The organism is Curtobacterium sp. VKM Ac-2922 (assembly GCF_022815645.1).
Taxonomy (GTDB): Bacteria; Actinomycetota; Actinomycetes; order Actinomycetales; family Microbacteriaceae; genus Curtobacterium.
In genome coordinates, this window is sequence record NZ_JALGRO010000004.1 from 318,999 (window position 1) to 331,112 (window position 12,114).

Below are 12,114 nucleotides of genomic sequence, written 5' to 3' on the forward strand. Positions count from 1 at the left end.
TGAACTCCTTTGGTGTCAGGAAGTGCGTGAGCGGCCCTGGACCGCGGCGGTGATGACGTCTGCCAGGGCGGGGAGGTCCCCGGACGACAGGGTCAGCACCGGGCGGCCGTGCTGCGCGAGGACGCTGGCGTCCCCGGCTGCCTGGGCCCGGATGAGCTGGCCGAACGTGAAGGGCCGGCCGGGGATCGGCAGGTCGCCTGCGTCGTCGGCGAGGATCTGCAGGAACACCCCCGTCGCGGGTCCGCCCTTGTGGTACTGGCCGGTGGAGTGCAGGAAGCGCGGGCCCCAGCCGAACGTGACGGGGCGGCGGACGTGCTCGGCGACGACGTCACGCAGGACCGCGAGTTCGCGGTTCACGTTGCGGTCGACGTAGGCCTGGATGGCGACGTAGCCGTCGTCACCCAGCGCGGCCAGGAGGCTCGACACGGCCTGGTCGACGCTGCTGCCGGCATCGAGACCGACGGCACGCACGGCGATGGCACCGTCACCGAAGTCCGCTGCGGTCGCCGCGGACGACGGCTGGCCGCCGTCGGCGGCACCGTCGGTGTCGGTGTCGGTGTCGGTGTCGTTGTCGTTGTCGAGCAGTGCGCGGGTCGCGACCTTGGCGGCCTCGACGTCGGGCTGGTCGAACGGGTCGATCCCGAGCAGGCGCCCGGCGACGGCCACGGCGTACTCCCACACCAGGAACTGGCCACCGAGCGTGCCGGTGATCTCGACCTCGCCCTGGGCGACGTGACGTTCTTCGTCGCGGGAGCCGACCAGACGGACGATCTGCACGTCGGGCAGGCCCATCGTGACCTCGGGCGCGTCCGTGTCGAGCACGACGGGGAGCAGACCCCGTCCGGACTTGCCCGTGGACTCGGCGATCAGCTGCTCGGCCCAGTCGGCGAACCCGATGATGTGGGTGCCGTCCGCGACGATGCCGATCGTCGACCGCAGCGGATCGGTGCCGGCGAGGACCGCACCGAGCACGAGCCCGGGGTTCTCGTCGATGTCGACCGCCAGCAGCGCGGAGATGGCGTCGGCCTCGTCGAGCAGCTCGGCGATGTCCGCACCGGCCAGGCCGGCGGGCACCAGGCCGAACGCCGTCAGCGCCGAGTAGCGCCCACCGACCGTGGGGTCGGCGGTGAACACCCGGTAGCCGGCGTCGGTCGCTGCGGCCTCGAGCGGGGAGCCCGGGTCGGTGACGACGACGATGCGTCCGGTCGGGTCGATGCCGGCGTCGGTGAACGCCTGCTCGTAGGCGCGGCGCTGGGAGTCGGTCTCGAGTGTCGAGCCGGACTTCGACGACACGACGAGCACGGTGCGCTCGAGGCGGTCGGTGACGGCCGCGGTGACCTGCGCGGGATCCGTCGAGTCGAGCACCGTCAGCGGGACGCCGGCGGTGCGCGCGATGACCTCGGGCGCGAGCGACGAGCCGCCCATGCCGGCGAGGACGACGTGGTCGATCCCCTCGGCCAGCAGCTGGTCGCGCAGTTCGACGATTCGGGGGACGAGCGGCCGCGAGACCGCGACCGCTTCGACCCATCCGAGGCGCGAGGCGGCCTCGGTCTCCGCTGACGGGCCCCACAGGTCGCCGGTCTGGGCGGTGATGCCCGACGCCACCAGATCGGTGACGAGGCGCGGGACCACCTGTTCGATGGCCCGCGCCGCGTCACCGCTGGCGGCGATGGAGACGGTCACTAGTTCTTGGCGTTCTCGAGGGCCGTCTTCACGGTGTCGACGAGCTCACCCCAGGAGACGTTGAACTTGTCGACGCCTTCCCGCTCGAGGAGCGCCACGACGTCGTCGTAGTCGATGCCCTGCGCGGCGAGCTGGTCCATGACCTGGTCCGCGGCGTCGTACTGGCCCGCGATCGCGTCGCCGTGGATCTCGCCGTGGTCGAACGTGGCCTCGAGGGTCTTGCCCGGCATCGTGTTGACGGTGTTCGGCGCGGCCAGCTCGGTCACGTACAGGGTGTCGGGCAGCGACGGGTCCTTGACGCCGGTCGAGGCCCAGAGCGGACGCTGCGTGTTCGCTCCGGCCTCGAGCAGGCCGAGGGCGCGCTCCGAGGCGAAGGCCTGGGTCCAGACCTGGTAGGCGAGCTGCGCGTTGGCGATGCCGGCCTTCGACTTCAGGGCCTTGGCCTCGTCGGTGCCGACGGCGTCCAGACGCTTGTCGATCTCGGAGTCGACGCGCGACACGAAGAACGAGGCGACCGAGTGGATCTTCGACAGGTCGTGGCCGGCGGCCTTGGCCTTCTCGAGACCACCCAGGTACGCGTCGATGACGGCGCGGTAGCGCTCGAGCGAGAAGATCAGGGTGACGTTGACCGAGATGCCGGCGCCGATGACCTCGGTGATGGCCTCGAGGCCCTCGAGCGTCGCGGGGATCTTGATCAGGACGTTCTCGCGACCGACCTTCTCGAACAGGAACTTGGCCTGCTCGATGGTCTTGGCGGTCTCGTGCGCCAGGCCCGGCTCGACCTCGATCGACACGCGGCCGTCGAAGCCCTTGGTGTCGTCGTAGATCGGCTTGAAGACGTCGGAGGCGTTCGCGACGTCCTGCGTGGTGATCTCGAAGATCGCGTCGGTGACCTCGGTGCCCGCGGCTGCGAGCTCCTTGACCTGGGCGTCGTAGCGCTCGCCCTTGGCGAGGGCCGACGCGAAGATCGTCGGGTTGGTGGTCACACCGACGACGTTGCGGGTCGCGATGAGTTCTTCGAGACGACCGGTCTCGAGGAGCTCGCGGGACAGGTCGTCGAGCCAGATGCTCACGCCGGTGGCGGAGAGCTCGGCGGTGGGGGTGGTGTCAGCCATGGTGTTTCTCTTCTTTCGTCGACGTGATGTCGGGGTCTTCGGGGGCGAGCCCCTGGTGACGGGAGGCGACCGGCGGAGCCGGGTGGGGCCTCCCGTGCGGGAGGGCCGGGTCCGCGTACCGGACCCGGCCCTAAAGACTCAGGATGCTGCTGCGATGGTTTCCTTCGCGGCTGCGACGACGTGCTCGGTGGTGAAGCCGAACTCGTTGTACAGCGTCTGGTAGTCCGCCGAGGCACCGAAGTGCTCGATCGAGACGCTGCGACCGGCGTCGCCGACGATGTCGCGCCAGCTCATGCCGATGCCGGCCTCGACCGACACGCGGGCCTTGATCGAGGACGGCAGGACCGACTCGCGGTAGGCCTCGTCCTGCTCGAAGAACCACTCGAGCGACGGCGCGGACACGACGCGGGCGTTGATGCCCTCGCCCTTGAGCTGCTCGCGGGCGTCGATCGCGATCTGCACCTCGGAGCCGGAGCCGATGAGGATGACGTCCGGGGTGCCGTTCGGCGCCTCGGCGAGCACGTACGCGCCCTTCGCGACGTTCTTGGCGGACGCGAGGGTCTCACCCGAGGCGTCGCCCTCGCCACGCTCGAACACCGGGAGGTTCTGGCGGCTGAGCGCCAGACCGGCCGGGCGGTCGGTGTGCGACAGGACCGTCAGCCACGCGTTCGCGACCTCGTTGGCGTCGGCCGGACGGACGACGTCGAGACCCGGGATCGCGCGGAGTGCGGTCAGCTGCTCCACCGGCTGGTGCGTGGGGCCGTCCTCGCCCAGGGCGATGGAGTCGTGCGTCCACACGTAGACCGCCGGCGCCTTCATGAGTGCGGCGAGACGGACCGCCGGACGCATGTAGTCGCTGAAGATCAGGAAGGTGCCACCGAAGGGGCGGGTGTTGCCGTGCAGGACGATCCCGTTGAGGATCGCGCCCATGGCGTGCTCGCGGATGCCGAAGTGCAGCACGCGGCCGAACGGGTCGGTGCTCCACGTCGACGTCGAGGCCTCGGCCGGACCGAAGGACTTGGCGCCCTCGATCGTGGTCAGGTTCGACTCGGCAAGGTCGGCGGAACCACCCCAGAACTCGGGCATCAGCGGCGCGATGGCGTTGATGACCTTGCCCGAGGCGGCACGGGTCGAGACGGCCTTCTCGGTGGAGAACACCGGCAGCGCTGCCTCGAGGCCCTCGGGGAGCTCCTTGGCCTGCATGCGGTCGAACAGGGCCTTCTTGTCGGCGTTGGCCGCGGCCCACGCGTCGAAGGTCTTCTGCCACTCGGCGTGCTGCGCCTTGCCCTTGGCGACGGCGCCGCGGGTGTACTCGAGCACCTCGGGGTCGACGTCGAAGGTCTTGTCGGTGTCGAAGCCGAGGACTTCCTTGAGACCCTTGATCTCGTCGGCGCCGAGCGCCGAACCGTGGATCTTGCCGGAGTTCTGCTTGGTCGGCGACGGCCAGCCGATGATCGTCTTGAGGACGATGAGCGACGGCTTGTCGGTGACCTGCTTGGCGGCCTCGATCGCCGCGTACAGCGCTTCGACGTCCTCGTGGTACTCGCCGGTCTTCTTCCAGTCGACGATCTGGACGTGCCAGCCGAGGGCCTCGTAGCGCTCGGGGACGCTCTCCGAGAACGCGATGTCGGTGTTGTCCTCGATCGAGATCTGGTTCGAGTCGTAGAACGCGATGAGGTTGCCCAGCTGCTGGCGACCAGCGAGCGAGCCGGCTTCGTTCGTGATGCCCTCCTGCATGTCGCCGTCGCCGGCGATCACGTAGGTGAAGTGGTCGAACGCGGACTGACCAGCGGGGGTCTCCGGGTCGAACAGGCCGCGCTCGAAGCGCTGTGCGTAGGCGAAGCCGACTGACGAGGCCAGGCCCTGGCCGAGCGGGCCGGTCGTGATCTCGACGCCGTCGGTGTGGCCGTACTCCGGGTGACCCGGGGTCTTCGAGCCCCACTTGCGCAGGTGCTGCAGGTCGTCGAGCTCGAGGCCGTAGCCGCCGAGGTAGAACTGCACGTACTGCAGGATCGAGGCGTGGCCCGCAGACAGGATGAAGCGGTCACGGCCGATCCAGGTGGAGTCGCTCGGGTCGCGGCGCATCACCTTCTGGAAGAGCAGGTGGGCGAGCGGGGCGAGGCTCATCGCGGTGCCGGGGTGACCGTTGCCGGCGGCCTCGACCGAATCGGCAGCGAGCACACGGGCCGTGTCGACGGCCTTCTTGTCGATGGCGTCCCAGGTGAATTCAGCCACTTGGATGTTGACCCTTCTTGATGCGACATGTGCGAGGGCTCGTGCCATCGCACGGACATGGTTGCCACCCGGGGCCCTGGCGTGGTCGCCGGTCAACGGCGGCCGACCGGCTCGTGGAGCGGCCGGCGTCATCGGGGCACACTGCGGGAGGCCCCACCAGCATAGTGAACTGCCACACAGAAGGTCCCCAGGTGACGCCGGAAGTTCACGTGAAGTGGCCTCAGCGGGGGCCGTACCGGGCGTGTCGGGAGGAGCGGGCATCATCGCGGCGCTTCCATCACGTAAACTGGTCTCGACCCGTGAGCATTCCGGGTCAGCGCATGCCCGGACGCCGACGGCGACGTCCACCGAGTGTGCGAGCTGACGCGAACAGACTGAAGGTCCCCTTGCCGACTGCCACCGTGACCAGGCCCGACACCGGTCGTCGCTCGACCCTGTCCCGCAAGGTCCGAGCGTACGTCTCGCTGACGAAGCCGCGGGTCATGGAGCTGCTGCTCGTGACCACGGCGCCGACGATGTTCCTCGCACAGCGCGGGGTCCCGGACCTGTGGCTGGTCTTCTGGACGCTGCTGGGCGGCGCGATGTCCGCCGGGTCCGCCTCGGCGTTCAACTGCTACATCGACCGCGACATCGACCGCCTGATGAAGCGCACGAGCGCCCGGCCGCTCGTCACCGGTGAACTCACCGACCGGCAGGCGCTGGTCTTCTCGTGGATCCTGGCGATCGGCTCGACGGCCGTGCTCGGCTTCCTGGTCAACTGGCTCGCCGCGGCCCTGAGCGTCGCCGCGATCCTGATCTACGTGTTCGTGTACACGCTGTGGCTCAAGCGCCGCACGCCGCAGAACATCGTCTGGGGCGGGTCCGCCGGGTGCATGCCCGTGCTGATCGGCTGGGCAGCGGTCACCGGGTCGCTCACCTGGGCGCCGGTCATCCTGTTCATGGTGATCTTCCTGTGGACGCCGCCGCACTACTGGCCGCTGTCGATGAAGTACCGCGACGACTACGACGCGGCGTCGGTGCCGATGTTGGCGGTCGTCCGCGGCCGCAGCGTCGTCGGCCTGCAGGTCGTCCTGTACGCCTGGGCGACCCTGGTCTGCTCGCTGCTGCTGATCCCCGTCGCCCACATGGGGCCGCTGTACACCGTGGTCGCGCTGGCCGGCGGCATCTGGTTCGTCGTCGAGTCGCACAAGCTGTACAGCCGTGCGATCCAGCACGTCGAGCAGGTGCACCCGATGCGCGTGTTCCACAGCTCGATCACCTACCTGACGCTGCTGTTCATCGCCGTGGGCATCGACCCGTTGCTGCCGCAGGTCTTCACCTTCTAGGGCGCTCCAGCGCTCCGGCGCTCGGTGGCGCGGCGAACCGTTGCTGACCCAGTACGACATGTGCGACGTCGTCCGACAGCGTCCCTGTCGTTCCGGGTCAGCGCGTCGTTCCGGTCAGCGCGTCGTTCCGGTCGGCGCTCGGTGGCGCGGCCCGGGTGCCGCCACGGAACGGACAGGAGGCCCGGTGCCAGCTGGCACCGGGCCTCCTGTCCGTCAGGTGCGCGCGTCAGGCGCGCGCTGTCCGTCGGGCGCGCGCGTCAGGTGCGCGCGAGCGGCTCGCGGACGGCGTCGCGACCGGCCGTCGCCCGGGTGGACAGCGTCACGACGGTGACCGCGCCGACCAGCAGGCCGGCCAGGACCATGTGCGTGCCGACGAGCCCGACCGGCAGGGCCGTCCGTGCCTGGGTCAGGCCGACCGCGATCTGGACGAACTCGACGACGAGCAGCACGAGCGCCCACCGGCTCGACAGCCGCAGGCGGACCGCACCGACCACGAGCACCAGGGTGAGCGCGAACAGGACGTAGGCGGGGACGGCGTGCACGTGCTGCAGCACCGCCGGGTCGAGGCCGGTGCGGTGCAGACGACCACCGTCGACGGCTTCGTCGGCGCCGGCGTGCGGGCCGCTTCCGGTCGTCAGGATGCCGAGCAGGACCGTGACGACGGTGGCGGCGATCGTGCCGCGGACGACGCCGGTGTACCAGTTCGGCACCAGGCGACGCTCGGTTCGGGGGCCGTTCATCGACCGGTAGACCAGGGTCGCGGTGACGGCGACCAGGGCCGTCGACACGACGAAGTGCAGGCCGACGACGTAGGGGTTCAGGTTCGTCAGGACGCTCAGGCCACCGATGACGGCCTGGACGGGGATCGCTGCGCCCTGGGCGAACGCCAGCCAGAACAGTTCGGGGCGCGTCCGGCGCATCCGGACGACGGCCAGGAACATCGCGATGGCGACGACGACGAGCACGAACGTCAGCAGACGATTGCCGAACTCGATGATCCCGTGCACGCCCATCTCGGGTGTGGAGACGAGCGAGTCGGCGGTGCAGCGCGGCCAGGTGGGGCATCCGAGGCCCGAGGCGGTCAGTCGGACGAGCCCGCCGGTGCCGATCAGGACCACCTCGACAACGAACGACGCCCAGGCCAGCACGACCACGCGCGGGTCGACGGACCGGGGGAGTGACCACCACGGGGTGCGGACGTGCTGATCGGCTTCAGATGCGACGCGAGTCACGGGGGTGGTGCCTTCCTGTCGTTCTGTGCGGTTGCCCTGTAGGATTCGAGGGTTCAGCAGCAGTCAAGTCTAGGCAGGCGCCGGCTCCGAATGGGCCGAGATCGCCGGTGGAACCCAGGACTGCGTGGAACCATGACGTTGCGAGGCAGCAGCTGCGTGATCACCGCAGGTCCGTCCTGTCGGGGGTCCGCGATGGAATGGCATCCGGCAGCCGCCGGTTGCCGCCAGGGAACTGCCGCGAGAAGGAAACGAGGAGACCATGTCCGACGTGCTCATCGACCGTCCAGAACTCGAGGGACTCGGCCAGTACGAGTTCGGCTGGTCCGACTCGGACTCCGCCGGAGCCTCGGCCCGCCGTGGTGTCTCGGACGAGGTCGTCACCGACATCTCGAACCTCAAGAACGAGCCCGAGTGGATGCTCAAGAACCGGCTCAAGGGCCTGTCGCTGTTCGGCCGCAAGCCCATGCCGACGTGGGGCGCCGACCTGACCGGCATCGACTTCGACAACATCAAGTACTTCGTGCGCTCCACCGAGAAGCAGGCCCAGTCGTGGGAAGACCTGCCCGAGGACATCCGCGCCACGTACGAGAAGCTCGGGATCCCCGAGGCCGAGCGTCAGCGCCTGGTCGCCGGTGTGGCCGCGCAGTACGAGTCCGAGGTGGTCTACCACCAGATCCGCGAGGACCTCGAGCAGCAGGGTGTCATCTTCATGGACACCGACACGGCGCTCCGTGAGCACCCCGAGCTGTTCCAGGAGTACTTCGGCACCGTGATCCCTGCTGGGGACAACAAGTTCGCTGCGCTCAACACGGCCGTGTGGTCGGGCGGCTCGTTCGTCTACGTCCCCAAGGGCGTCCACGTCGAGATCCCGCTGCAGGCGTACTTCCGGATCAACACCGAGAACATGGGCCAGTTCGAGCGGACGCTGATCATCGCGGACGAGGACTCGTACGTCCACTACATCGAGGGCTGCACGGCCCCGATCTACAAGTCGGACTCGCTGCACTCGGCGGTCGTCGAGATCATCGTGAAGAAGAACGCCCGCGTTCGCTACACGACGATCCAGAACTGGTCGAACAACGTCTACAACCTGGTCACCAAGCGCGCCATCGCGCACGAGGGCGCGACCATGGAGTGGATCGACGGCAACATCGGGTCCAAGGTCACGATGAAGTACCCGTCCATCTACCTGGCCGGCGAGCACGCCAAGGGCGAGACCCTGTCGGTCGCCTTCGCCGGACCCGGCCAGCACCAGGACGCCGGCGCGAAGATGATCCACATGGCGCCGTACACGACGTCCTCGATCGTCTCGAAGTCGATCGCCCGTGGCGGTGGCCGCGCCGGCTACCGCGGCGAGGTCCGGGTCGACCCGGGCGCGCACCACGCGGCCAACACGGTCCGCTGTGACGCACTGCTCGTCGACACAGTCAGCCGGTCCGACACGTACCCGGCGATCGACATCCGCGTGGACGACGTCCAGCTCGGCCACGAGGCCACGGTGTCGCGCGTCAGCGAGGAACAGCTGTTCTACCTGATGTCCCGCGGGATGGCCGAGGACGAGGCGATGGCCATGATCGTCCGCGGCTTCATCGAGCCGATCGCCCGCGAGCTCCCGATGGAGTACGCACTCGAACTCAACAAGCTCATCGAGATGAGCATGGAAGGATCCGTCGGCTAGATGTCGAGTTCCACCCCCACCCCCCGAATCGACCAGCCGACCGCCCCGGCCGCCGGTGTCGCCGGTACCGAACAGCACGGCGCTCGCGCGCACTCGGACGGCGCTTGGGCGACCAAGGTCCCCGTCCAGACGCGCTCCGAGCGCCCGCAGTCCGGCGACATCGACGCCTACGCCGCCGTCACCGGCCGTGAGGTCAACTGGAAGTTCGCGCCGCTCGACAAGATCCAGCCGCTGCTCGCCGGCGGTCTCGACGGTTCGGCGTACCCGTACCTCGCCACGCAGACCGACGGCGCCGACGTCGAGTGGGTCCGCAGCGACGACTCGCGCGTCGGCACCGCTGGGCTGCCGGAGGACCGGGCCGCCGCGGCGGCCTGGACGGCGCGCGACGCGGTGCTCGCCGTCACGATCAAGGCCACCGAGTCGCACGAGTCGATCGCGATCACGCGATCCGCGTTCGGCACGCAGCCCCGCGCTGCCCACACGGTCATCACGGCCGAGCCGAACGCGCAGGGCATCGTCGTCATCGACAACCGTGGTTCGGCGCTGCTCAGCGAGAACGTCGAGGTCGTGGTCCACGACAACGCCCGCCTGACCGTCGTGACGGTGCAGGACTGGGACGACGACGCCGTGCACGTGTCGACGCACTTCGCCGAGGTCGGGCGTGACGCCTTCCTCAAGCACGTCGTGGTCTCGCTCGGCGGCGACGTCGTCCGGGTGAACCCCTCGACCCACCTGGGCGGGCAGGGTGCTGACACCGAGATGTACGGCGTGTACTTCGCCGACGCCGGCCAGTACATCGAGCAGCAGGTGTACGTGAACCACGACGCACCGAACACCCGCAGCCGCGTCAACTACAAGGGCGCCCTGCAGGGCGCCGGCGCACACACGGTGTGGATCGGCGACGTCCTGATCGGTCGCACGGCCCCCGGAACCGACTCGTACGAGCAGAACCGCAACCTGGTCCTGACCGACGGCACGCACGCCGACAGCATCCCGAACCTCGAGATCGAGACCGGCGACATCGCCGGTGCCGGTCACGCCAGCGCGACGGGCCGCTTCGACGACGAGCAGCTGTTCTACCTGCAGGCCCGTGGCATCCCGGAAGAAGAGGCCCGTCGTCTGGTCGTGCTCGGCTTCCTGGTCGAGGTCATCCAGAAGATCGGCGCGCCCGAGCTCGAGGAACGTCTCATCGCCGCCGTCGAGCAGGAGCTGCTCGAAGGGCGCACGGTCCTGGCCGCTCCGGTCACGAACGGCTCGGACGCCTGATGGCCGAGAAGGTCTGCGCCGAGGCTGACATCGCGGTGGACAGCCCGATGCGCGTGGTCGTCGACGGCACCGCGGTCGCGATCGTCAAGGACTCGGCCGGCACCGTGCACGCGATCGGCGACACCTGCACCCACGGGGACATCTCGCTGGCCGAGGGCTTCGTCGAGGGTGACTCGCTGGAGTGCTGGGCCCACGGCTCGCAGTTCTCGCTGACCACCGGCAAGCCGAAGAACTTCCCGGCGTACGAGCCCGTCCCGGTCTTCCGGGTCGAGGTCCGCGACGGCGAGGTCTACGTCGACGTGCACGACCCCGTCCCCGTCGACTGACACCGGGTCTCCACACTCCTCCCGCGGCTGACGCCGCACACACCAGCTGCAACCGAAGGAACGCAATGTCCACTCTCGAAATCCGCGGCCTGCAGGTCTCCATCGACACCGACCAGGGTGTCAAGGAGATCCTCAAGGGCGTCGACCTGACCATCAACGAGGGCGAGATCCACGCGATCATGGGCCCGAACGGCTCCGGCAAGTCGACCCTGGCGTACACGATCGCCGGACACCCCCGCTACCACGTGGTCGGCGGCTCGATCACCCTCGACGGGCAGAACGTCCTCGACATGAGCGTCGACGAGCGTGCCCGTGCCGGCATGTTCCTCGCCATGCAGTACCCGGTCGAGATCCCCGGCGTGACCGTGTCGAACTTCCTGCGCACCGCCAAGACCGCGATCGACGGCGAAGCGCCGGCCCTGCGTGGGTGGATCAAGGACCTCCGCACGTCGATGGCCGACCTCAAGATGGACGCGTCGTTCGCCGAGCGCAACGTCAACGAGGGCTTCTCCGGCGGCGAGAAGAAGCGCCACGAGATCATGCAGCTCGAGCTCCTCAAGCCGAAGTTCGCCGTCCTGGACGAGACCGACTCCGGCCTCGACGTCGACGCGCTGAAGATCGTCTCCGAGGGCGTCAACCGTGCCAAGGCCGCCACCGGGCTGGGCGTGCTGCTCATCACGCACTACACGCGCATCCTGCGGTACATCACGCCCGACTTCGTGCACGTGTTCGTCGCGGGCAAGATCGCCGAGCAGGGCGGCCCCGAGCTCGCCGACCGTCTTGAGAACGAGGGCTACGACCGCTACGTGCAGGCCGAGGCCGCTGCGGCGGGCAACTGATGATCACCGCACTGGCACCGGACAAGTTCGACGAGGTCGTCGAGGGCCTGAAAGAGGTGCAGGACCCGGAGCTCGGCGTGAACATCGTCGACCTCGGCCTGATCTACGACCTGGCCTGGGACGACGAGGCCACGGCGCTCATCATCAGCATGACGCTGACGAGCGCCGGCTGCCCCCTGACCGACGTCATCGAGGGTGACACCGCCAACGCGCTCGACGGCATCGTCGACGCCTTCCGCATCAACTGGGTGTGGATGCCGCCGTGGGGCCCCGAGCGGATCACCGACGACGGACGCGAGATGATGCGCGCGCTCGGCTTCTCGATCTAGTCGCGACCCACCCACGAACGGGAGGCGGGGGGGCCCCGGGGCCCCCCCCGCCTCCCGTTCGTCGTGTGCCCGCCTCGCTGCCCGCT

The 12,114-nt window shown here is 69.1% G+C and carries 10 protein-coding genes; 6 read left to right on the plus strand and 4 right to left on the minus strand.

Annotated elements, in window-relative coordinates; all coding sequences use genetic code 11:
- Positions 1–15 precede the first annotated feature (15 nt).
- The 3 genes from MT346_RS06995 to tkt all read right to left on the minus strand — a co-directional run bounded on the left by MT346_RS06995 (position 16) and on the right by tkt (position 5,033).
- Entirely contained in the window at positions 16–1,683 is a 1,668-nt protein-coding gene (locus MT346_RS06995; RefSeq protein ID WP_243562086.1) for a glucose-6-phosphate isomerase, read from the minus strand.
- Positions 1,683–2,798: a transaldolase gene (gene tal / locus MT346_RS07000; RefSeq protein ID WP_243562087.1), complete on the minus strand. Its 1,116-nt coding sequence runs from the start codon at positions 2,796–2,798 to the stop codon at positions 1,683–1,685. Before tal ends, MT346_RS06995 begins: the two co-directional genes overlap by 1 nt.
- Positions 2,799–2,936: 138 nt before the next feature.
- On the minus strand, positions 2,937–5,033 hold the full coding sequence (gene tkt, locus MT346_RS07005) for a transketolase (protein ID WP_243562088.1): 2,097 nt from the start codon (positions 5,031–5,033) through the stop codon (positions 2,937–2,939).
- A 401-nt stretch (positions 5,034–5,434) separates the two neighbouring features.
- Between tkt and MT346_RS07010 the strand changes: the two genes are divergently transcribed.
- Complete coding sequence (locus MT346_RS07010; RefSeq protein ID WP_243562089.1) at positions 5,435–6,358, plus strand: heme o synthase; 924 nt, start codon at positions 5,435–5,437, stop codon at positions 6,356–6,358.
- 257 nt (positions 6,359–6,615) lie between these two features.
- On the opposite strand, the gene MT346_RS07015 is transcribed toward MT346_RS07010, so the two are convergent.
- Positions 6,616–7,590, minus strand: coding sequence for a heme A synthase (locus tag MT346_RS07015; protein ID WP_243562090.1), 975 nt, complete (start codon positions 7,588–7,590; stop codon positions 6,616–6,618).
- Positions 7,591–7,849: 259 nt separating this feature from the next.
- Between MT346_RS07015 and sufB the strand changes: the two genes are divergently transcribed.
- The 5 genes from sufB (at position 7,850) to MT346_RS07040 (ending at position 12,028) form a co-directional block, all read left to right on the plus strand.
- Complete coding sequence (gene sufB, locus MT346_RS07020; RefSeq protein WP_243562091.1) at positions 7,850–9,268, plus strand: Fe-S cluster assembly protein SufB; 1,419 nt, start codon at positions 7,850–7,852, stop codon at positions 9,266–9,268.
- Positions 9,269–10,534 carry a Fe-S cluster assembly protein SufD gene (gene sufD / locus MT346_RS07025; RefSeq protein WP_243562092.1) on the plus strand — a complete coding sequence of 422 codons (1,266 nt, stop codon included), beginning with the start codon at positions 9,269–9,271 and terminating at the stop codon, positions 10,532–10,534. It abuts the gene before it with no gap.
- Positions 10,531–10,860 (plus strand): non-heme iron oxygenase ferredoxin subunit, encoded by a 330-nt coding sequence (locus tag MT346_RS07030; RefSeq protein WP_243562135.1) that lies wholly within the window; start codon positions 10,531–10,533, stop codon positions 10,858–10,860. The genes sufD and MT346_RS07030 overlap by 4 nt, the downstream gene beginning before the upstream one ends.
- Positions 10,861–10,925: 65 nt before the next feature.
- Positions 10,926–11,699 carry a Fe-S cluster assembly ATPase SufC gene (sufC, locus tag MT346_RS07035; RefSeq protein WP_243562093.1) on the plus strand — a complete coding sequence of 258 codons (774 nt, stop codon included), beginning with the start codon at positions 10,926–10,928 and terminating at the stop codon, positions 11,697–11,699.
- A complete protein-coding gene (locus MT346_RS07040; protein ID WP_243562094.1) occupies positions 11,699–12,028 on the plus strand; it encodes a metal-sulfur cluster assembly factor in 330 nt (109 codons plus the stop codon). The genes sufC and MT346_RS07040 overlap by 1 nt, the downstream gene beginning before the upstream one ends.
- The last annotated feature ends 86 nt before the right edge of the window (positions 12,029–12,114 follow it).